At 67.2% G+C, this 20,519-nt stretch carries 20 protein-coding genes, 1 riboswitch and 1 other annotated feature; of the genes, 6 read left to right on the plus strand and 14 right to left on the minus strand.

Features of this window, described 5'->3' with window-relative positions; translation table 11 throughout:
• Positions 1–34 precede the first annotated feature (34 nt).
• A complete protein-coding gene (locus tag ACX1D3_RS00660) occupies positions 35–757 on the plus strand; it encodes a sulfite exporter TauE/SafE family protein (RefSeq protein WP_458995055.1) in 723 nt (240 codons plus the stop codon).
• Here the strand turns inward: ACX1D3_RS00660 and ACX1D3_RS00665 are convergent.
• From ACX1D3_RS00665 to ACX1D3_RS00705, 9 genes are all read right to left on the minus strand, one after another.
• Entirely contained in the window at positions 754–1,506 is a 753-nt protein-coding gene (locus ACX1D3_RS00665) for a sulfite exporter TauE/SafE family protein (RefSeq protein WP_458995056.1), read from the minus strand. The genes ACX1D3_RS00660 and ACX1D3_RS00665 overlap by 4 nt on opposite strands.
• Positions 1,507–1,896: 390 nt before the next feature.
• On the minus strand, positions 1,897–2,265 hold the full coding sequence (locus ACX1D3_RS00670; protein WP_458995057.1) for a fluoride efflux transporter FluC: 369 nt from the start codon (positions 2,263–2,265) through the stop codon (positions 1,897–1,899).
• Positions 2,262–2,711, minus strand: coding sequence for a fluoride efflux transporter FluC (locus ACX1D3_RS00675; protein WP_458995058.1), 450 nt, complete (start codon positions 2,709–2,711; stop codon positions 2,262–2,264). Before ACX1D3_RS00675 ends, ACX1D3_RS00670 begins: the two co-directional genes overlap by 4 nt.
• Positions 2,708–3,250, minus strand: coding sequence for a universal stress protein (locus ACX1D3_RS00680; RefSeq protein WP_458995059.1), 543 nt, complete (start codon positions 3,248–3,250; stop codon positions 2,708–2,710). Before ACX1D3_RS00680 ends, ACX1D3_RS00675 begins: the two co-directional genes overlap by 4 nt.
• Positions 3,247–4,527 carry a phosphopyruvate hydratase gene (eno, locus tag ACX1D3_RS00685; protein WP_458995060.1) on the minus strand — a complete coding sequence of 427 codons (1,281 nt, stop codon included), beginning with the start codon at positions 4,525–4,527 and terminating at the stop codon, positions 3,247–3,249. The genes ACX1D3_RS00680 and eno overlap by 4 nt, the downstream gene beginning before the upstream one ends.
• A 51-nt stretch (positions 4,528–4,578) precedes the next feature.
• Positions 4,579–4,659, minus strand: a riboswitch (Fluoride riboswitch).
• 257 nt (positions 4,660–4,916) lie between these two features.
• Positions 4,917–5,705 carry an IS21-like element helper ATPase IstB gene (gene istB / locus ACX1D3_RS00690; RefSeq protein ID WP_458995061.1) on the minus strand — a complete coding sequence of 263 codons (789 nt, stop codon included), beginning with the start codon at positions 5,703–5,705 and terminating at the stop codon, positions 4,917–4,919.
• Positions 5,702–6,913 (minus strand): IS21 family transposase, encoded by a 1,212-nt coding sequence (gene istA / locus ACX1D3_RS00695; protein ID WP_458995062.1) that lies wholly within the window; start codon positions 6,911–6,913, stop codon positions 5,702–5,704. The genes istB and istA overlap by 4 nt, the downstream gene beginning before the upstream one ends.
• A gap of 730 nt (positions 6,914–7,643) precedes the next feature.
• The gene (locus ACX1D3_RS00700; protein WP_458995063.1) at positions 7,644–8,690 is read right to left on the minus strand and encodes an ArdC-like ssDNA-binding domain-containing protein; all 1,047 of its coding nucleotides are present in this window, start codon (positions 8,688–8,690) and stop codon (positions 7,644–7,646) included.
• 20 nt (positions 8,691–8,710) lie between these two features.
• Positions 8,711–9,058, minus strand: a complete 348-nt coding sequence (locus ACX1D3_RS00705; RefSeq protein ID WP_458995064.1) for a hypothetical protein — start codon at positions 9,056–9,058, stop codon at positions 8,711–8,713.
• Between the two features lie 796 nt (positions 9,059–9,854).
• Between ACX1D3_RS00705 and ACX1D3_RS00710 the strand changes: the two genes are divergently transcribed.
• Positions 9,855–10,679 (plus strand): abortive infection family protein, encoded by an 825-nt coding sequence (locus tag ACX1D3_RS00710; protein ID WP_458995065.1) that lies wholly within the window; start codon positions 9,855–9,857, stop codon positions 10,677–10,679.
• A 74-nt stretch (positions 10,680–10,753) separates the two neighbouring features.
• On the opposite strand, the gene ACX1D3_RS00715 is transcribed toward ACX1D3_RS00710, so the two are convergent.
• Entirely contained in the window at positions 10,754–11,008 is a 255-nt protein-coding gene (locus tag ACX1D3_RS00715) for a hypothetical protein (RefSeq protein ID WP_458995066.1), read from the minus strand.
• On the opposite strand from ACX1D3_RS00715, the gene ACX1D3_RS00720 reads away from it, so the two are divergent.
• The 4 genes from ACX1D3_RS00720 (at position 11,007) to ACX1D3_RS00735 (ending at position 16,501) form a co-directional block, all read left to right on the plus strand.
• The gene (locus ACX1D3_RS00720; protein ID WP_458995067.1) at positions 11,007–13,838 is read left to right on the plus strand and encodes an AAA family ATPase; all 2,832 of its coding nucleotides are present in this window, start codon (positions 11,007–11,009) and stop codon (positions 13,836–13,838) included. The genes ACX1D3_RS00715 and ACX1D3_RS00720 overlap by 2 nt on opposite strands.
• The gene (locus ACX1D3_RS00725) at positions 13,835–14,434 is read left to right on the plus strand and encodes a GIY-YIG nuclease family protein (protein WP_458995068.1); all 600 of its coding nucleotides are present in this window, start codon (positions 13,835–13,837) and stop codon (positions 14,432–14,434) included. Before ACX1D3_RS00720 ends, ACX1D3_RS00725 begins: the two co-directional genes overlap by 4 nt.
• 348 nt (positions 14,435–14,782) lie before the next feature.
• A protein-coding gene (locus ACX1D3_RS00730; RefSeq protein ID WP_458993478.1) for an IS3 family transposase occupies positions 14,783–16,047 on the plus strand; the annotation gives its coding sequence in 2 pieces (ribosomal slippage) (positions 14,783–15,086 and positions 15,086–16,047; 1,266 coding nt in all).
• Positions 15,082–15,216, plus strand: a sequence feature (AL1L pseudoknot). It overlaps the preceding gene by 135 nt.
• A gap of 115 nt (positions 16,048–16,162) precedes the next feature.
• A complete protein-coding gene (locus ACX1D3_RS00735) occupies positions 16,163–16,501 on the plus strand; it encodes a hypothetical protein (RefSeq protein WP_458995069.1) in 339 nt (112 codons plus the stop codon).
• A 155-nt stretch (positions 16,502–16,656) separates the two neighbouring features.
• Here ACX1D3_RS00735 and ACX1D3_RS00740 read toward each other — a convergent pair whose 3' ends face one another.
• The 4 genes from ACX1D3_RS00740 to ACX1D3_RS00755 are packed head-to-tail and all read right to left on the minus strand — an operon-like array spanning position 16,657 to position 20,118.
• On the minus strand, positions 16,657–18,486 hold the full coding sequence (locus ACX1D3_RS00740) for an RNA polymerase sigma factor (protein WP_458995070.1): 1,830 nt from the start codon (positions 18,484–18,486) through the stop codon (positions 16,657–16,659).
• 6 nt (positions 18,487–18,492) lie between these two features.
• Entirely contained in the window at positions 18,493–18,834 is a 342-nt protein-coding gene (locus ACX1D3_RS00745; protein WP_458995071.1) for a hypothetical protein, read from the minus strand.
• Complete coding sequence (locus tag ACX1D3_RS00750; protein WP_458995072.1) at positions 18,831–19,745, minus strand: hypothetical protein; 915 nt, start codon at positions 19,743–19,745, stop codon at positions 18,831–18,833. The genes ACX1D3_RS00745 and ACX1D3_RS00750 overlap by 4 nt, the downstream gene beginning before the upstream one ends.
• 34 nt (positions 19,746–19,779) lie before the next feature.
• On the minus strand, positions 19,780–20,118 hold the full coding sequence (locus ACX1D3_RS00755) for a hypothetical protein (RefSeq protein ID WP_458995073.1): 339 nt from the start codon (positions 20,116–20,118) through the stop codon (positions 19,780–19,782).
• Positions 20,119–20,519: the final 401 nt, after the last annotated feature.

A 20,519-nucleotide genomic window follows, 5' to 3' on the forward strand; every position in this document is an offset into this window, starting at 1 on the left:
CCCGTGGGTAGGTTGAACCCATGCAGGCGGGGGGATGATCGTGCTGGACGTGGCTCTCCTTGTGTTGGGGGCGTTCGTGGCGGCCGCCGTCTCGGGGTCGGCCGGCTTCGGCGGAGCCCTGCTGCTCCTGCCCCTGCTGACCACCGTCGTCGGAGCCGAACAAGCAGTCCCGCTGCTGACCGTCGCCCAACTCGTCGGCAACCTGTCCCGGGTCGGCTTCGGCGTCCGCAGCATCGCCTGGCGGCCCGTGGGACTGTTCCTGGTCGGCGCCATCCCCGCCAGCGTCGCCGGCTCACTGCTCTTCGTGTCCCTCCCTACCGGGTTGCTGACCCGCTCCATCGGGGTGGGGGTGCTGGCCTTCGCTGTCCTGAAGTACTTCCGGATCCTCACGTTCAAACCGTCGACCCGGCTGTTGCTGGGTGGAGGTGCCCTCACCGGATTCCTGTCCGGCCTGATCGGCAGCGCCGGCCCTCTCGGGGCTGCTGTGTTCCTGTCCCTGGGGCTGCCGCCGGTGACCTACGTGGCCAGCGAAGCCACCACCGCCCTCGCCATGCACGCCGTCAAGACCGTCGTCTACGGCACCACCCTCACCCTGGATGGCAGCTTCTGGGGACTGGCGGCCATCCTCGGGGCGACCATGGTGGCCGGCACCTGGGTCGCGAACCGCTTCCTGCGCCGAGTCTCAGTGAAGGGCTTCGAACGCTACGTCCTGGTGCTGCTCGCCACCATCTCGATCTATCTGATCATCGTCGGCTAGCCGCCCAGGGTCAGCAGCATCTTCACCGCGGCGATCGAAAGGACCACCCCGAGCAGGCGGTAGATGTTCCTCGTGTTCGCGGTGCGGGAACCGTAACGGGACCCGGCCACACCACCGACAACAACCAGCGGCACCCACACCGCCAGGGCCGTCCACGGGATCGCCGCGACCGATGCCGCCTGCCCTGCCAGACCCGCCAAGGAATTGAGCAGAATGAACACCGCAGCCACACCCGAGGCCTGCCGGGTGGGAGCCCAACGGGCGAACAACAACAACGGACTGAGGAAGATCCCCCCGCCGATCCCGGTCAACCCCGACAACAACCCCAACCCGGCACCCGCCGCCAGTGCGGGAACCACCGGCGGGGTCAGCGTCGGGTCGTCACACGGCTGAGCACGCGGCGACAACAGGACCACCGCCGACCACAACAAGACGGCCGCCAGCAACGGCTTGTACACCACCCCCGGAACCGAGAGCTGACCCCCGAGGAACGCCATCGGGACCGCCGTCAGCGCCAACGCCCACAAGGTCCGCCAAGAGAACGCCCCCTGCCGCAGGAACGTCCACGCCGCCAACGACGCCACCACGATGTTCAGCACCAGCGCCGAGGGACGCATCACCTCCGGCGCCACCGCGAACAGAGCCATCACCGCCAGATAGCCCGAGCCACCCCCATGTCCCACCGCCGAGTACAAGGCTGCGACCACCAGCATGCAGAAACCGATCACCACGACGGTCCCGAACGCCATCAGACAACCCTCGACATCACCCATGGAACGGTCACGGAATGAGACTAGTGGCCGACTCGCCAGATGATGATCGACGCCTTCTGGTCACCGTTCGTTCCGAGCTGCAGGGCCGAGGCCACCCCGCCTGTCGGGCGGCCGTCGCGTGGGAGTACGCCAAGCCTGGGTTGTGGTCTCTCGGGGTGAGAGATTGCCGGCCAAGTAGCCCAGAATCAGGGTGCTCGGACACCGCAGCCTGACCCACCGCGGACGTCTGGGAGCGGCCGATGGCAATCCGCGGCCGGAGTCGACCACTCTGGGCCTGTGCCGGGCACGTGAGGAGGAACTGAGGTGGTGGACGTCCGCCGCGTTAGTAGTTGATCGGGCCCAGCTTGCCAAGGCGTCGTCCTGTGGTCACGCGATGCGTTCACCCACGGTCAGGCCCAGTATGGCCATGGCGATGCTGACGCCGATCATCGTGGCGGCGAGGACGGCGGCGGCTCTCGGTCGTTCGGCGCGGAGCAGGCGGACGAGTTCGACGCTGGCGGTGCTGAAGGTGGTGAATCCGCCCAGGAACCCGACCCCGGCCACGGCTCGGAGTATCGTCAGCCCGTCATGGGTGGCCCAGCCGGTGACCACGCCGAGCAGGAAGGAACCTGCCACGTTGATGATCAGCGTGGCCGTGGGCAGGGAGCGGTTGCTGTGTTCGGTGAGGAGGCCGTCCAGTACGAACCGGCTGCCGGCTCCCAGCCCACCAGCCAGGGCCACCCACAGTGCGCTCACGGGGTGTCCTTCCAGGTCGCGCGGACGGCCGCGCGGGTGACACTCATCGCCAGCAACGCGGCCGTGCAGCCGGCCAGGACGCTCCCCGCGGCATAGATCGCGGCCAGCGGCACCGATCCGTGTCGGCCCAGATGGACGATCTCCACCACGAACGTGCTGTAGGTGGTGTAGCCGCCGAGCAGACCCGTCCCGAAGGTGAGCTGCAGCCCCCGCCTCCGGTTGCCTTCCGGGGCGACCAGGGCGAGTACCTCCAGCAGGACGCCGAGCAGGAACGCCCCCGTCACGTTGATCGTCAACGTGGCCCACGGCAGGCCGCCGGCGGGGGTGGCGAACACGGTCTCGATCCGGTCCCGTAGGGCGGTTCCCATGGTGCCGCCCAGCACCACCAGGCCCACCAGCGAGGGCCGCAAGTACGGCGGGCGGCGTGTCCTGTCTGGGGTGCTCACCGCCATTGCAGCGGGGTCTTCCAGTCGACGACCTCGGTCGTGACCACCAGCACCGGACGGTGCTGGTGGTGGGCCAGGTGGGTGCCGACCGCCCCCTGCAGCAGTTCGTGCATCCGTCCGCCCCCGCCCGGCCGGTGGGTGCCGACCACGATCACCGCCGCGTCCACCGCCCGCGCGAGATGCGTCAACGCCCGATCCGCCCGACCCGCCAGATAGCGGAACTCCCACGACACGCCGCTGCCTGTCAGGGTCTGCGCCAGGGCCCTGGTCAACTGGGCTTCCCGCCGCCGCCACTGCTCGTCATCGGACAGGTCCGGGTCCAGATCGGCGTGTTGGACCCGGCCGTCGGGGAACTCCCGTTCCACCACCCGGCCCGGGTCGGCGTAGCCGAAGAAGATCCCCACCCCCAGGTCGCGCGCCAACTGCACCGCGGTCAGGGTCACCAGTTCAGGCTGCTCTGGCGTCACCCCCACCACGATCGGGTGACCGGCGAACGGGGTGATCCGCGACGGGTGCGGCTGCGGCGGGACCCGGCTCACCGAAGCACACCCGCCGGAAGCCCGAACGCCAGCTCCGGACGGGCCGCGGCGATCTCGAGCAGCCGGTTGTACTTCGCGACCCGCTCCCCACGCGCCGGCGCGCCGGTCTTGATCTGCCCGCAGCCGGTCGCCACGACCAGGTCCGCGATGAACGAGTCCGGTGTCTCACCCGAGCGGTGGGACACCATCTGCCCGTAGCCGGCCTCATGACACAAACGCATCGCCTCCAGGGTCTCGGTCACGCTGCCGATCTGGTTCAACTTGATCAGCGCCGCATTGGCAATCCCGGCCTTGATCGCGTCGGCGATGATCGCCGGGTTCGTGCAGAAGTTGTCATCGCCCACCAGCTGGATCTTGTCGCCGAGGCGCTGGGTCAGCTTCGCCCAGCCGTCGCGGTCGTCCTCACCCAAGCCGTCCTCGATGCTCCACACCGGGAACCTGTCCACCATCGCCGCGTAGCGTTCGATCATCTCGTCGCTCGACAACATCATCCCGTTGACCCGGTAGCGTCCATCCGCCTGCCGGAACTCCGACGCCGCCGGATCCAACGCGATCGCGACCCCGCCACGGCCCACCGGATAGCCGGCCTTCTCGATGGCAGCGACGATCAACGCCAACACGTCTTCCGGCACGGCCAACTCCGGCGCGAAACCGCCCTCATCGCCCAACCCGGTGGCCATCCCCTGCGCCTGCAACCCGGCACGCAGGGCGGCATACACCTCCGCGCCCGCCCGGACAGCCTCCGCCATCGACGACGCCCCCACCGGACACACCATGAACTCCTGGAAATCCAGCGCGTTCGGGGCGTGCGCGCCACCGTTCAACACGTTGAAGCACGGCACCGGCAACCGCTGCCCGGCACCCCACACCGGCAGCCAGTCGAACAACTCCTTGCCGTCGGCCATCGCGGCGGCGCGGGCCGTCGCCATCGACACCCCCACCAACGCGTTCGCCCCCAAGCGACCCTTGTTCGGCGTCCCATCCAGCCCGGCCAACCCCTCATCGACCTCCGCCAACGACCCGAACGCGCTGCCCACCAGGAAGTCGGCAATCTCACCGTTGACATGCCCGACCGCGTTCAACACCCCGGCACCCCCGAAGCGGGACTTGTCGCCGTCGCGCAACTCCACCGCCTCACGCGTCCCCGTCGACGCACCCGACGGCACCCCCGCCGACGCCACCACACCATCCGCCAACTCGACGGTCACCGACAGCGTCGGACGACCCCGCGAATCCAGGATCTCCAATGCACGCACCCCACGAAACGACAACGACATGACAGGGACCTTTCAACTCACCCGGGCAACGCTCGACCGCCCCCGGGAAACCGGTGGACAGGAGCCATCAGCCCAAACAGGCGGTTCAAGCCAGCGCAGCCAGCCTCGGTGGGGTCCATCACCACCACAAACACTACGCCGAACGCCCCCGCCCGACCCGAGAACGGGTAACAGTCGAACCACAGTCACCCGCGGCCCTCGAGAAGCCGGACTCACCCCAAACCGCGCACGTCTCTCCAACAGCCAACTGCGCGAGGAATCCGGGTTCGCGCCGACCGCCCGGGACGACGGGCAGCAATCCCCACGTTGCCCACGGTGCAGATGTCGACGACGGTCGAAAACGAGGCCGATGCGACGCTCGAAAATGGGGCCACTGTTTCGTCGTGGGGTCAGTCTGCCTGATCTTGGGTCTTGATGCTGGGCAGGCTGTCGATCCCGCGTCCTCGGAGGCGGTAGCTGGCGCCCTTCAACGTGAGGACGTCGGCGTGGTGGACGATGCGGTCGATCATCGCGGCGGCGACGGCTTGGTCGCCGAACACGCCTCCCCAGCCGCTGAACGGCAGGTTCGAGGTCAGGACCAGGGAGGCGTGTTCGTATCGGCTGGAGACGAGTTGGAAGAACAGGTTCGCGGCGTCTTGTTCAAACGGTAGGTAGCCGACCTCATCGATGATGATCAGGCCGTAGCGGCGTAGGCGGCCGAGTTCCTGGGGAAGGCGGCCTTGGCGGTGAGCATCGGTGAGGCGGGTGACCCAGTCGGTGGCGGTAGCGAACAGCACTCGGTGTCCGTGGCGGGCGGCGACGATACCCAGAGCGATCGCGAGATGGGTCTTCCCTGTGCCGGGCGGGCCGAGCAGCACGATGTTGCGGGCCTCGGTGAGGAACGCGCCGGAGGCCAGGGCGGCGACCTGTGGCCGGACTGCCGGTTGCGCGTCCCAGTCGAAGTCCTCGAGGGTCTTGCGGGCGGTGAACGCCGCGGCGCGGATCCGTAGCTCGGCGCCGGAGGCGTTGCGGGCCGATACCTCGCGTTCCAGGACCGCGGCCAGGTAGTACTCGAACGACCAGCCGGCGTCTCTTGCCTGGTCTGCCAGGCGGGCGGCCGACTCGCTGATCCTGGGGGCCTTCAACGCGGAGCCGAGGTAGTGGATCTGTTTGAGGGTTTCGCTCGTCCTGCCGGTCATGACGCGACACCTCCAGTGAGCCCGAACGCCCGGTCGTAGTCAGCGAGATCTCGGCTGAGATCCTGATCGGTGGGTGGTGCTGCGGGTTGCTGGAACTGTTGGCGCAGCTGCCTGGCCCGCTCCAGGTGAGCGGGATCGGTGAGCGTGGCGGCCCGAGCCCAGACGCGGGCGTGGTCGGCGACGATCCTGTCGTCCAGCATCACCTGGACCCGGTCCAAGTCCGCGGTCACGTCCACGAACCGGCCGATGGCCGTCGGGTCGACGGAGTAGTCATTCGAATCGAGGCGAATGTAGTAGTCACGTCCCAGCCGGACGCGTTCCCGCCAGCCCAGCGTGACCGGGACCGGCGGTAACGGGAGCATCGCGGCCCGATCGGCGTCGATCAGGTCGTCCGGGCGGGCTTTGAGCGCCCGAACGGTTCTGCTGTTCGCCCGGGGCAGCCAGTCGGCCAGTTGCGCGTTGAAGTCCCGCGCCGAGACGAACCGGCGCCCCGGCATGAACGAGGTCTCCAGGAACCCGTTACTACGCTCGACGATGCCCTTCGACTCGGGATCGTAGGGCTTCAACTGAACCACCCTCGTCGCCAGGGTCCCGGCGAACGCGGTCACCTGCTGGGTCAACCGGCCCCGCTGCCCGATCCCCGGCTCGTTGTCCCAGATCAGCCGCCGAGGCACCCGCCCCAACCGCGCGATGAGGTCCCACGAGCCGAGCAGCAGGTCCTCGGTCCGGCGCGACGGGAGCATCCGGGCGGTGATGAACCGCGAATGAGCCGCGACCATCACCAACACCGGCAGCAGCGCCCTGGTCCCGTCCTCGAGCGGGATCTTCTGCGGCGGGAACCACAGATCACACTGCGCGGCATCCCCCGGCGCCCACGACAGCCGATCAGCAGGATCGACCCGATGATGCTCAGGCCGCAGCCGGCGCACGTTGTCACGAAACCAGGTGATCGACCCCTCCCAGCCGACCCGCTCCGCGATCACCGTCGCCGGCATGTCCGGGCACTGCGCCAACAGCTGCCGAACCCTGCCCTCGAACGGCGCGAACGCAGTCGGCTGCGCCGCCCGCTGATACTTCGGCGGCCCCGACGACGCGACCGCCCTGTCCACCGTCGCCCGACCGATCCCCAGCTCCCGCGCCACCTGACGCCGCGGGACCCCCTCGGCCACCAGCCGCCGGATCAACGCCCAATCCTCCACTGAGATCACCCAACCAATCTGTCCGGGTGGCCTCGTTTTCGCCCGTCGTTACGGCATCAAATTCGGGCGTCGTCGACAGCAGATCCGGGTCACGGCGTTGTAGTCACGCGCCCCGCATCGAGCCGTCCACCAACCGAGCCAAGGCGCCTTCACGCCGTGAGGAGTCCGTGGGGAATGAGCATCACCAACCGGTTCAGAAGCCCGTCTCGACGGCAATCTGGACCGCCTCCCCCGGGTATCACCCCTTGCCACAGCAGACCCAGCCCCGAGAACAGAAAATCGGCGAGAGGTCTTGCCTCCCGCCGATTCCCTGTATTTGCCCTAGTCAGGGGCACTTTTGTGCGCGAAAGAGGAGTTGAAGCTCTCTGCTATCCAAAGCGAATGGCCCTCTGACAAGGAGTTTTGATGGGCCGTAGCCATTGAATCACCTTGCCGTGGGGAATGCGTGGGGAATCGCTCCGAACCCGAGATCCGCGCGGATCTCGCGTCCATCGCTGCCCTTCAGCATAGGCGGAGCCCGCACCGGGATCACTGGCGAGCCAGCGGAGAGGGACGCGTGCAGGAACAGGTTCGGCTCCCTCCTGTGCGCGGTGAGGCCTGGCAGGTCCGACACCGACCGCTCGCAGCAACAAGGAGGCGCAGGCACCGTTCCCCTTGAGGTCGTGCAAGCGCCGCGTCGACAGAGCAACGCTGTCGCATGGGCTTGGTGAGCAGAACTCGTCCATCGCGATCGTCATGGTCAGAGGCCCAATGAGGGAGCCAGCGCCGGCGAAGGCACGGTCGGCGGCTCCGGGGTGATGGCCTGGCCGAGGGAGACTGCCTCCCAGCGCGTGGGGTCCGTCTGCACTCGGATCTCACTCTCCAGAGCGTCGAGCGCGATATCGGTGATGGTCGGAGCCGGCTGAGTGGTCTGAAGAATGAGGTCTGCGGCGCCCATGACACGCTGGCCTGTGCTGCGGAGGATGTCGGCGAGGTCACGCTGCTCGGTCACCGCGTTGAGGGCCCAGCCAGCGACGTAGTTGAAGGTGTACTGGCTGGAGTCGAGCCCATGGGCGCTCGTCACCATGTACGCGACCGATTCGGCTTCCACCTCGATGATCCCCCGGCAGTCGCGGCCCTGCTGGTCCGGATGGAGGATCACGTGACCGGCCTCGTGGGCGAGGGTCTTGACGGCCTGGGCGTCGTCGACGTCATCGCGGACCATGACGAGCCGCCGGCCGAAGTCGGTATAGCCGTTCGGCCCCCCGAGGTCCGCGCCGCGACGTACGTCGAATCCCCGTTCCTCGAGGAGGCCTTGGAGGCGGTCCCACAGTCCGGAGGGGGCTTGCCCGGTGAGGAGGGTGGCCTCGCCGATCCTGGGGTCGGGTAACGGAGGCCCGTCGGTCTGCCGGATATCGAACACCGTGACTGGTTTAGTCGCAACCACGTGGGTCCGGTGCAAGACGCGGCCCTGGTCGTCTCGCACCGGTTGGCCGGCATCGTCGAGGCGGGGTTCGCGGCGGGTGATCGGCGCGAGGACCTTGATGCCGGTCTCGCCGCGGCGCACCTGGCGGCCCATAGCCTTGAATGCCTGGTAGCCGGCGACGTGGGTCGCTTGCGGGTCCTGAAGCATGATCAGCAGGCTGTTCCCGAAGGAGTAGCGGTGGAACTGGCTGGAGAACTTCAGCCAGGCTTGCCACGCCTGCGGGTCGTTGAGGGCGAGGATGCCGTCGATGAGTTGGGTGTGGAGCTTGTCCAGCGTGGCCTGCCGAGCCTCTGCCGCCGCCGCCCGGTCTGCCTCGCTCACAGGTCTGCGGTACCCGGCCATCAGCGGCGGCCTTCCCGCAAGGCGGCGACCTGGTCGAGGATGGCCTCAACCGCCTCTCTGGGTGCGCCGGAGTCTGCCAGCCTCCTGGCCTGCAGAAGCAGGTCCTCGGCGATGAGGAGAACATCTGCCAAAGGGCCCTCCGCTTCACGCGCGGCCGCAACCCCCGTGGGGAAGTCATAGGCGGCCCTGCTCTCTTGGTCGACCTCGAGGAGGGTCGCGGCAGCCCCGCTCTCGCGCCGGAGGTTGAGCAGTGGCCGCTGCGGCACGGCTCGCCCCCTCCCGGTGGCGACTTGGAGGCGATCGGCGTCAAACCCGAGGTCGCCGCCCCGGCGAATCTCGCGCTGCATCGCTGCCTCCCGCCATCGGCCCTAGAACCCGTCAACCGCATAACGGTTGCCGACAGCCGGCGGTGGACAACGGGCGAACCCAAGAAGGCTTGCCCTGTCTCCCTCACGGACCTGAGTCGCGGGGCACACACCCCCATGAGCGCGAAGTAGCGCCCGATGGCGTGAGGCCCGCCTTCGCCATGACCCAGGTTGGAGACGGCTGCTACCACGCTGAGCACCGACAGGATGGCGAGCCCATCGCCACGGGTCGTGGCGTCGCCTTCCTGCTGACGGGCGTCCCCTTACTCACGTGGACCCAACGGCGACGCTGGACGCCCGTTGCGATAGGCGTGACCTCGCTCCCAGTCGAGGATGTCGGAGAACGAGTGCGCCCAGCCCACTGGAGAGTCGGGACACACGCGATGTGAAACGCCCACAGACTCTCTGGTCGACACCATGGCCCCCCGCTGGTTGCTCGCTTCGAGAACGCCGCCGGTGCGGGCGTTCGAGACGCTCGCGACGATACGGGCAGGTGGCCCCAGCGCCCGTTCGCTGGGGCCGTCATCCCGCCGGACAAGTAGACCGAGGTGTGCTGCCGCAGGCCATCCACCGCACCACTGACAGCGCCGCACCTTCAACGAAACGGTGATGGCTGTGCAGCCACGCGCTGGTTGCGAGTCTCGCAACCGTTGGCGGACGGATGGTGAACTCGCTGCCTTTGGCAACACGCCGCCGTCCCCTCAAGCGGGAGCGCAGTGACTCGTGTGCCAAATCGAGTCGACCGAGTCTCGGTTAGCCGCTCGGCCAGAATGAACCCATGAGTTCGACCCTACTGACCAACGAGGTCTCCGCCGCCCTGGCCCAATTCTTCTACTCCGGGGACGGCCCCAGCCACGCCACCCTCACGCGTTGCTTCATGGCGTGCGGCTTGGCGGACGTTGACCCGTACGACCCGTCGACAGGGATGCCGAACAAGCAGCAGCGTGTGCTTGCCGTCTGTGCGGCGGCCCGCCGACGACCCGGTGGCGTCGACGACAAGCTACTGGAACAACTCCTGACCGCGCTGCGCGTCGGCCGCATCTTTCATGCGACCGACCCCATCGTCAAGGAACGAGTCTCCACCCTGCGCAGCGCACTCACCGCCAAGGGCGCGGGACTCGACGCCGAAGGCCGACTCCAACGCACCGGTCCCATCGACCTCGCCACTGGTGGCCGCGCTGCGCTCGACGAACAGCTGGCACGGCTCCAACACAACGCTGAGGATCCAGGTGCCCTGCTCGGCGGTGCCAAGGAGCTACTCGAGTCGATCTGCAAATTCGTTCTCGAGGAGCAGGAGATGCTCCCTGACCGGAAGATGGACTTCGACGAGTTGCTCGCCCTCGCACTCGATCGGCTCCAGCTTCAGCCCCAGACCGTCAACCCGATGGCCCCCGGGGGCAAACAGCTGCGGGCCATCTACCAGTCAGCCAAGACCACTGCATCGACCATCAACGAGTTGCGGAATCTCCAGGGCACAGGTCACGGCCGCACCCTGCCGACCGGCATTAGCAAGGAGACCGGCCGGTACGTTATCCGCGAGGCCACTCACGTCGCAGAGTTGCTCCTTTCGACGCACGACCGTCAGCTGGGCCGGTCGACTTGATCTGGAGAGTGCCCCGGTCACCGCACCCGCGGCTAGAAAGGCGAAGGTTCCGTCCCGGTAGACGAGGAGAGCCTTCAGCGGTAGTCGTCGGCGAGCAACTCGGTCCTGTGCTGCTTGATCTCGGCGAACACCATCGACCGGACGACGACGGCGGTGCGCAGCAGCGCTACGAACGCGCTATCAGGGTCCCTTGATGCTCTCCCGTCCCGTACCTTCTGCTCAAGCCTGTCCGGGTCCAAGACGTCAGGGTCTGACGAGCCAGTCCGACGCCCACAACCGCGAGGAAGCGCGTCGATCTCCGGTTCAGCGCTCGCCAGCGAACTCGCCATGGCGAACCTCGACAACGAGAAGAGAACCGGCGCATGGGCGGGCCCTGCCCAGCAACGGTTGAGGTGCGCGGCGACGGCGGAGTTGTCACACCCCCCAGCTAACGTCGAGGTGGAAGGCAATCAACAGACAGCAACGAGCGCGCCGGTTCGGTGCGGAGGAGCGCAGGATGAAGAGATACCACCGAGGCGACCAGCCACCCAGTCAGGACATCCGCCCAACTTCGGTGTGCGAAGCCTGATGGGCGAACAATCTGATGCTGTAGAGCGAGAAGGAACTGAGTTCGTCGACCCCCGGGCGCTGCTCGCCGACTGGGCGAACGCCAACGATGAGTGGGCACGCCTGCTCGTATCCGAGGTCATCGCTACCGGACGTCCCGTCGGCACCTCGACGATCGAAAAGGCATACCAGCTCTTCCGCCAGGAGAAGGTCCTTGACAAGCGGGATCTGCCCGCCGTTGCCAAACTCGACATTGAGGCACGCCAGGACGAGTCCGCGCCCCCCTTGACCCTGACTCGCCTCTCCGAAGTACACGGCGTCAACGCCCTTTTGCCCGGAGCGGTGATCGAGCCGCATAGGGGGCTGACGATCCTCTATGGCGAGAACGGCACAGGCAAGACCGGCTACTCCCGCATCTTCAAGGCACTCGCGAACAGCCGCACCGCGGACACTATCCTCGGCAACATCGAGGCGGATTGGTCGGAGGTCCAGACCGCCAAGCTGGAGTACAAGCTCGGGGACGACGACCAGACCTTGACTTGGACTGGAGACCGCGGCGTCGCGCCGTTCACACGGATGTCTATCTTCGACAGCCCAGCCGTCACGACCCATGTCGATGACGACCTCGACTACGTCTACACCCCAGCCTCGCTCGCGCTCTTCAACCACGTCACGGCCGCCATCCAAGCCGTTGCTGGCCAGATCGATGCCGCTATCAGCACACTCGGCACGGGTAGCTCCGGGTTGCTCTCCAGGTTCCAGCGGGGGACGACCATCTACCCGCTGATTGAATCCCTTGGCGCGTCCACCGACCTCACTCACCTGAGGGCAAAGGCTGTGACAGGCGAGGACATCGACGAGCAGCTCGACGTGCTCACCCAAGCCGTCGGCGCACTACGGGCGAACACCGTCGGCACCCAGATCACGGCACTCAAGGCCGAACAGCGCGTCCTGACCCAGGCCGCTGCTGCCGCCAAGGCACTCCTGGGGTTCGACGCGACCAGCTACGACCAAGCCCTCACGAAGCGCACACAGCTTGCCACCGACCACGTGACCTTCCGCAGGGAGCTTTTTGCTGCAGCCGATCTGCCTGCCGATCCGGACGACACCTGGAGCGACTTCATCAAGGCCGGCGAGAAATACCGTCTGCACCTCGTCGAGCTTGGCTCTCACGATGCGGATCGCTGCCTCTACTGCCGCCAGCCCCTGATTGATACCGCGCGCGACCTGCTGTCCAGGTACTCGACCTACCTCGAAGACAAGATCTCTGCTGACATCCGCACGACCGACACCGCGCTCCTTGGTTACAGCCGTCAGGTCGCGAGTATCCAGAACAACGAGCTCATCGCATTCATCAATCAGTACGGTGCCGAAGAAGAGAAGCCAGCCTACTTCTCCCAGGTCGACGCGATCGAGGGAGCTAGGAGTGCGCTCGAGACAGCCGTGTCCGACGGCAAGCTCGCCAGCCACAAGATCGCGGGCCTGGTCGCCCATCCAGCGGCCGACGTCGACGCTGCTCTTGAGTCGGCCGGGCTCAGCATCTCGACTCTGGAGACCCAGCAGGCGAATCGGACCCAGGTGCTCGGCGAGAAGCAGACCGAGTTGCTGGAGCTAAAGGACGCCGTTGAGCTTGGCAAGTCGTGGCCGCTGATCGAGGCGCAGGTCAAGAGCGCCAAGGAGGCCGACCAGCTTAGGACTCTCAAGCGCCCGCTTCCGTCACTGATGCGCGCCGTCACTGAGCTGGCCAAGACCGCCAGTGACCAGCTGATCAATCAGAGCTTCGACGCGTTGTTCCTCGAGGAGTGCGAAGCGCTCCGGGCACCACCACTAAAGCTCCAGTTCGTCGGGCGCGAGGGCAAGGCTCAGCGTCGCAAGGTTATGAGCGGCAAGCACAAGCCGTCGCGGGTGCTGTCGGAGGGCGAGCAGAAGGTGCTCGCTCTCGCCGACTTCCTGGCCGAGGCACGGCTGGCCGGTATCACGGCACCAGTCATCTTCGACGACCCAGTGTCGAGCCTTGACCATCGCCGGATCAACGAGGTTGCCCAGCGAGTCGCCCGGTTGACCGATGACAATCAGGTCATCGTGTTCACCCACGACATCCTGTTCGCCACGACGTTGCTCAGTCTTTTCGAGAAGTCGAAGCGTTGCGTCTACTTCCAGGTAACTGACGAGAACGGCAAGGGGCAGGTCACCCGGGCCACCGGCCCGCGGATCGACTCGCTGAACGCCATCAAAGGGCGAATCAACAAGACAATCCAGACAGCCCGCACCCAAGAAGGTGAAGTGCGGGATGCGCTCGTCCACAACGGATACAGCCACCTTCGCTCGTGGTGCGAGGTGTTCGTCGAGGACGAGGTGCTCAAGGGCGTGACTAGGCGGTATCGAGCGAATGTACAGATGTCGACTCTCTCGGACATCAACACCAGCGAGCTCGGCGAGATCATCCCCAAGGTCACAGAGGTGTTCGATGCGGCCTGTCGATACATCGACGGCCACTCGCAGCCGCTCGTCACCCTTGGTGTGAGCCCGACGCTCGCGGGTCTTGAACAGCACTGGGCGGAACTCCAGGAACTGAAGAAGGTCAACGACGGGAAGGCCGAGAGGCTCGCGTGACTGCCAGTGACCTTCACGTTGCCGCCCTCCTTGCGCCGGCCCGCCTGACGTCGCGCGCTGAGGCACTGGCTCGGTCCACGCCGCTCCCCGCTCAATCGGGTGTGTACGCCTGGTACTTCGACGCTCCGCCGCCAGGTGTTCCCACCGACGGCGTCCACTCAAGTGAGTTCGGTCATCTGTTCTACGTAGGCATCGCGCCCCGTGAGCAGCGACGCAGTGATAGCAGACCGAGCAAGCAGGACCTGCGTAAGCGCATCCGTAACCACTTCCGAGGGAACGCGTCGGGTTCGACGTTACGTTTGACGCTTGGTTCGCTCCTTGCGGGCGAGCTTGGCCTTCAACTCCGCCGTGTGGGAAACGCTGAGCGCCTGACCTTCGGCGATGGCGAGGCTGCGCTGTCCAGTTGGATGGCTGAGCACGCCCGGGTCTGCTGGTATGTGGATCCGACACCTTGGGCGATCGAGTCGGAGCTCCTTTCGGAGTTCGTGCTGCCGCTCAATCTCGACCAAAACCGCCACGGCGGGTTCCACGCGACGCTCTCCGCCTCTCGGCACGCCCAGCGTCAGGCGGCGAGAAGCCTTCCGGTCCTGCCGTAGCCACCTCGTCAGCTGGCGGCTTGCGTCGGCCGGCCATGTCGGACACCGGCACTACGATTTGGTCCAACAGCAGAGCCAAGCCTTCGAAGAGGACGAGAAGTGATTATTCAGCCCACGTTCTACATCCCGCCAGACATTGCGGCTGGATTGCTCAGCGGGGACTTCATTCGGTACGGAGGAGTGGTTCGTGACACCGCGGGACGACTCGTAACCCACCTCAAGGAAGTCTCCATTCCCAAGCCGAGCGAAGAGGCGGCAGTCGCTGCGTTCTCGATCTCGAGGAAGCCCGTGGTCTGAACCGCACTGAGTTTGTTGGAGACTCCTGACCTTGGAAACGAGGATGGGGTTATGCCGAAAGAGCAGACAGCAGGGAAGCCGACGACGCGTCGGTACTCGCCGGAGGAGAAGGCCGCCGCGGTCCGGATGGTGCGAACGTTGCGGGCCGAGCTGGGGACCGAGCATGGGACGGTGCAGCGCGTCGCGGCGCAACTCGGATACGGCGTCGAGTCGGTGCGGTCGTGGGTCAAGCAGGCCGACATCGATGAGGGTCACGTCGCCGGCGTGACGACCGTCGAGGCCCGGCGCGTGCGGGAGCTCGAGCAGGAGGTCCGCGAGCTTCGCCGAGCTAACGAAATACTCAAGCGCGCAGCGAGTTTCTTCGGGGCGGAGCTCGACCGCCAACACCGGAAGTAGTCGCATTCATCGACGCGAACAAGGACGACATGGTTGAGGGTCGCCCGCTCGGAGTCGAGCCCATCTGCAGCGTGTTGCAGGTGGCTCCGAGCACCTACTACGCCGCCAGGGATCGTGTCCCGTCGGCGCGGTCGATAAGCGACGCTGTCCTGGTCCCGGAGCTGGTGAGGCTGTGGGAGGACAACTATCGCGTCTACGGTGTCCGCAAGCTGTGGAAAGCCGCCCGTCGTGCCGGGATCGACATCGGCCGTGACCAGACCGGCCGGTTGATGCGTGCCGCCGGTATCGAGGGCGCCACGCGTTCTAGGCGAGTCACGACCACCAAGGCCGATCCAGCCGCCCCCAGGCACCCGGACCTGGTGCAGCGGGAGTTCACCGCGCCGGCACCGAACCGGCTCTGGGTGACCGATCTGACGTTCGTGGCGACGTGGGCCGGGGTGGCCTACGTGTGCTTCATCATCGACGCGTTCTCCCGGATGATCGTCGGCTGGCGATGCGCTTCACACATGCGCACCGAGATGATCCTCGACGCGATCGAGATGGCCCGCTGGGGTCGCGGCACCCACCACGACGACCTGCGCTGTCACAGCGACGCGGGCAGCCAATTCACATCGATCCGCTACGGCGAACGGCTCGCCGAGATCGGCGCCACCCCCTCGATCGGGACCGTCGGCGACAGCTACGATAACGCCCTCGCCGAGACCGTGAACGGCTACTACAAGGCCGAACTCGTCCGCGGACCCGCCCGACCAGGCCCCTGGAAGACCGCGGAGGACCTCGAACTCGCAACCCTGGGCTGGGTGCACTGGCACAACACGCAGCGCCTCCACGGCTACCTCGGCGACATCCCGCCCGCCGAGTTCGAGCAGGCGTTCTATGCTGGCCAAACCGACCGCAAACAGCTGGTAGGAATCAAATAGCACGAGTCTCCATCAGACCCAGTGCGGTTCAGTCCTTATCACGACCGCCGTTGTGGGTGTGGTGGCGGCAGGGGTTACCGCAGTCGTCGTAGTCTCTGGGAGGCGAAAACGCGCCATGCCCGAGTGCGTCAAGAGCTATACCGAGTCGCTCCACACCTACCTCGAGGCAGTCCGCAGGAAGCAGCTCGACGCCGAGATCATCGACCGGCTCATCGCCGACCTCGATGCACTAAAGGAGTACTCGGAGACCGCCAAGATCACTGTCGACTTCACGACGGAGCAGTCGGAGACCCTGGTGCAGCTCGTTGTCGACTACACGAGGCAACTTGCCGCGGCCAACGCCGTTGACCTGAACGAACCGCAGGATCAGGCGCCAGTCTCCGGGGACGATGTCGTTGTGAACCTGCGTCACTACCTCGAAGTACAGCGGCGGATCTTCAACGAGGCCGCATGATCGATCGCTCGGGGTAGACGTCGGCTCAACGTTGTCCTATCGCCTTACTCGGCACACTGCGCTCGTGCAAAGCTGGCTAGAGTTGCCCGCTCAACCGAGGCGGTAGGCGGACCGCTCGATGTGGAAATCGGTCAGCCGGGGCTACGCCACGTAGCTCAACGTGTGAGCCCCCGACCCGGCTCGTGGCCTGGGGTCAGTGGGAACGCCTGCTCGAAAAGGCGCTGCGCGTGTTCCAGGACGGGATCGGTCCCCGTGTCGAGAGGCACCCACGGGCGGTCGTCCGCGTGCGATGCGAGGTCGTGCCTGATGTGTTCACGCGCCTCCTTGATACGTCGGTGGGCGGTGCTCTCGGAGTACCCGAGATCCTCAGCAATCACTCGCATTGGGTGGCCCTGCAGCGACGCTATGAGCGGCTCCCGGAGTGACGGTGGAAGCTGCTCGACAGCGCGCGTGATGGCGGCGATGGCGTGCCGTTCCTCGACGACCTCGCCCGGGTCGGGCTCCCGGCTGGCTGGCTCCCTCTCGCCGAGGGCCATCGTGCCGGGTCGAGGGCCGCTGGTGCGCTTTCGGACCACGCCGGCATCGTCGACGCCGCGCCAGCGGGCGTGTTTGATCGTCATCCAGGCGTAGCTGGCCCAACCCTCGGGGCTGGTTCGCTGAGGGTCGAATCGGTAGGCGGCGCCCATGAGTTCGACGAACATCTGACCGCGGGTGTCCGCAGCGTTCGGTGTTCGTCTGGTTTGGGCGTACACCATCGGGATGACTGAGCCAACCAAGTCGGTCACGGCCTGCCGCCCCTCGGCAACCAACTGCGGCCAACGCGATGAGTCAACCCCCCGGAGGATCTCGGGCGGGTTCAATGGATCGCCGGTCGCCGCGGCGACGCCAAGGTCACGGGCCTGGCAGAGGGCCAGGATGAAGGGGCCGTCCAGGACGGTCCCGGGGCTGACCGTCGAGTCCATGGGTGCGATCCGTGCCGCCGCTCGGGGTTCCCGCGCGGCTGCGGCTTTGGGCTCCAACGGTGCGGGCGACGTTGGGGCTTCCGGCAGGTCGACCTCGCGGAGCATCCGGGGGTTGGTCAGGTACTCCAGTGAGAGTCGGTTGATCCTCGCAGCAGCGGGCTGGGCCGACGGCTCGCCGGTGAGATTGGCGACCAGGAATGCTTGGCCGAGGCCTGAGCGGAGCAGCGCGTTGAGACGCACGTGGGAGGGCTCGGTGAGATCCGGGCGTCCCGTGAGTTGCCGCACGGCCGTGCCGACCTGAAGCATGACGGCTTGATCGACGCGGGTGGCGCCGAGGAGACGGCCGTCGATCTGACTCAGGGTGGTCTGGTGTGCGCGGGCAAGGTCGCGGATGTTGCCGAGGAGGGCGTCAGCGTATGGCCCGGGCAGCGCCCCGGCTTTCGCGACTTCGTCCACCAGAGCGTGGGTGTCGCGCAGGATCGCGAGGTGTCCGAGCGCCACGCTGCGGCGCACGATGGGGGCGTTCTTGACGGGCTGCACTGCTGCGAGCGCGTCCTGCCAGACAGCCAGGCCGACGCCGACGGCCGATCGGCTGGTCGGGGCGTGGATCGCGCCGTCGAGTGCGGTCTCGCCGGCCAGCAGCCAGGCCTTCGCCTGCTCGTCCGGCGTCCGGACGCGCACCCAGTGCACGAGTTCGTAGGCGACGTGGTTGAGGGTCGCCCCGTCGCGCTGTCGGTCGAAGTCGGGCCGGGACGCCATGCCTTGGGCGACGTCGGCGAGCGCCGCGCTCACCGCGTGGAGCGACGGCGCCAGAACGGGCCTCACGTCAGCAGTCCGGGCTGCGCCGGTCGTTGCAGTAGCCAGCAGCGCGAGGGGGTCGGCAGTGGAGATCGGGCCGAGGGCTCGGCGGATCGTCACGAGGCTGGACACGGTCTGGGTCCAGTCGGCCATCAGATCGAGGGTGAGCGGCGGCTCGACGTCCCACTCGAGGCGGGCGAGTTCCCGCCGAACGGCCTGCCACATGGGCCGTTACCCTCGCCGTCCGACAGTGCTGTCCAACTCCCTGCGGACGTCGGCCAACAGCACCCGCAGCCGGGCCAAGTCGGGGAGATCTGAGGCGAGGGCCAGGTCCCAGGCATGAACCTCGCGCAAAGCGTTCTCGACACACTCGAGCGCCGTCAGTCGTGTCAGTCCCGGGACGTCCACGGGTCCGCTCGACGGGTGCGTGACCGCCATCAACATCGAGATCCCCATCGCCTCGTGGATCATCGCGGCCAGGTCGTCCCAGCGGTCAGCGGTCAGCATCGTCGCCTGCCCCAGCAACAGATCGACCTTGGCGATCGATTCGGCGGGCATCGGCACTCCGGTCATGATCGTGATCCCTTCCTTCCAGTTGTCCTCGGATCGTGGGCGCCCCCATGAATCCCTTCGCCCGTACAAGTCACCAAGCGTGTGGGTGAGCGCCACTGTCCACGGGGCTCAAGGCCACGCCGCCGCGCAGAGGTGCAGGGTCGGCGTCCGGCGTGGGTCGCGGTGGACCGGACGGGCAGCACGACCGGACGCCGCGCCGCCGGCGCGGCTGGCCTGACCGACCGCCGTTCGAGGCCCGCGAGCTCCTGCGACACCAAGCGCTCATGACGGGCTCGCGTCCACGGCAGCAGGTACGTCAGCCCGATCACCACGACGATCCCCACGGTGGCCGCGTGCTGGCCGGCGACGACGGTCTGCCAGAGCGCGATGCCGGCGACCGCCATGCGTAACCGCCAGGCGAACCCGATCAGCGGCAACCGGGCCATGCCATGGGCGAACCCGGCGGCAGAAGCGGCGAGCAGCTGCCACGGCCAGGTGAACCACTGGTAGGCGACGTCGAACCGTCCCGCCGACACCAGCTGACGCTGCCGCGCGCGGGTGAGCAGTTCGGGTAGGTCACTCCGTCCGATCCCGGTCGCCGGGACGATGAGGTGGCGGCGTCCGGCCTGCCCGATGCCGGCGATCCGTCGACCGGTGACCAGGACGCGGACCCGCGGGTCGCCGGGCATCGTGAGTGGAGTCGAGGGGTGCCGCGCCCACCACATCAGGCGGACGATCACCGGTTCGGCGACGACCCCGGCGGCCGTCCCGGCGACAACTACAGCCAGTACGCCCCACGCCGCGATACCGGGCAGGGCCTCGATGACCAACAGCCACACCACCGCGGCGATCACCACCCGCGGCAACCTCATGAGCACGCCCGCTCGGCGGAGTTGGCCGCTTTGGAACGGGTATTCCGTTGACGTCGTCATGATGGTCCTCCTCGACCTCCCGATGCTCCGGAAGCTACCGGTCACCACTGACGGTTTCCCTCGCCGTCGGCCCGCCCTCCGGAGTGGTCGGCTGGGCAGCGAGCTTCACCAGCCGCGCGGCTTCCTTGTCGACCAGGTCGCACCATTGGGCTGCCTGCGCCAGGCTCAGGCCACTGGACGCCAACTCCTGCAGGGCCGCGCCCGCCCGCCGTTCGGCGTCCACGATCACGGCGTCGCGTTCGGCCAGGGCAGTCATCACCGTGGCCGACAGCTCCTCCTGCTTCTTGACCAGGTCCGCCCGCTGCTGCCGCAACCGGGCGACCCGTTCTGCGGCGCTCTTGCGTGCCTGCTGCCGGATCTCGTTCATCGCCATCGCTGTCGCCCCTCCCGCGCCGTCGGCAGGTCCTTCTCGTTCACCCTCCTAACGGGACGCCGCCGAGCCTCGTGGACACCGAGCGACCCCAGCGAAGAGCCGCCACCGGGACCACTCGAATCACCCGACCCTCGCAATCACGCACGACCCCGTCGACCCTCTCCAACCCGTCCCTCAGACTGCCGCCAAGCCGCCGTCTCCACCGAGCGCCGCCGCGTCCGATCACGTCTCCGCAGTCGTTCGCCGCCGACGACGACAAGCCCGTCCGACACCCCTCATAACCCCTCAACCTCGAGACCCGCACACCTGTTGCATCACCGGTTTGCCCTAGTCAAGTGGCAATCGCACCAGCTGCGTCCCAGGCCCACCGAAGGCGTCGACGGACGCTTGTCCGCCGAGGC

Source organism: Tessaracoccus yangjingae (assembly GCF_054483935.1).

What these genes read in the sequence shown, in the direction of transcription:
- ACX1D3_RS00660 (WP_458995055.1), top strand. Translation starts at nt 35, where the DNA reads ATGATCGTGCTGGACGTGGCTCTCCTTGTGTTGGGGGCGTTCGTGGCG.
- ACX1D3_RS00665 (WP_458995056.1), bottom strand. Translation starts at nt 1,506, where the DNA reads ATGGCGTTCGGGACCGTCGTGGTGATCGGTTTCTGCATGCTGGTGGTC.
- eno (WP_458995060.1), bottom strand. Translation starts at nt 4,527, where the DNA reads ATGTCGTTGTCGTTTCGTGGGGTGCGTGCATTGGAGATCCTGGATTCG.
- istB (WP_458995061.1), bottom strand. Translation starts at nt 5,705, where the DNA reads ATGACCGGCAGGACGAGCGAAACCCTCAAACAGATCCACTACCTCGGC.
- ACX1D3_RS00705 (WP_458995064.1), bottom strand. Translation starts at nt 9,058, where the DNA reads ATGCAGCGCGAGATTCGCCGGGGCGGCGACCTCGGGTTTGACGCCGAT.
- ACX1D3_RS00710 (WP_458995065.1), top strand. Translation starts at nt 9,855, where the DNA reads ATGAGTTCGACCCTACTGACCAACGAGGTCTCCGCCGCCCTGGCCCAA.
- ACX1D3_RS00720 (WP_458995067.1), top strand. Translation starts at nt 11,007, where the DNA reads ATGGCGAACCTCGACAACGAGAAGAGAACCGGCGCATGGGCGGGCCCT.
- ACX1D3_RS00715 (WP_458995066.1), bottom strand. Translation starts at nt 11,008, where the DNA reads ATGGCGAGTTCGCTGGCGAGCGCTGAACCGGAGATCGACGCGCTTCCT.
- ACX1D3_RS00735 (WP_458995069.1), top strand. Translation starts at nt 16,163, where the DNA reads ATGCCCGAGTGCGTCAAGAGCTATACCGAGTCGCTCCACACCTACCTC.
- ACX1D3_RS00740 (WP_458995070.1), bottom strand. Translation starts at nt 18,486, where the DNA reads ATGTGGCAGGCCGTTCGGCGGGAACTCGCCCGCCTCGAGTGGGACGTC.
- ACX1D3_RS00745 (WP_458995071.1), bottom strand. Translation starts at nt 18,834, where the DNA reads ATGACCGGAGTGCCGATGCCCGCCGAATCGATCGCCAAGGTCGATCTG.
- ACX1D3_RS00750 (WP_458995072.1), bottom strand. Translation starts at nt 19,745, where the DNA reads ATGACGACGTCAACGGAATACCCGTTCCAAAGCGGCCAACTCCGCCGA.
- ACX1D3_RS00755 (WP_458995073.1), bottom strand. Translation starts at nt 20,118, where the DNA reads ATGGCGATGAACGAGATCCGGCAGCAGGCACGCAAGAGCGCCGCAGAA.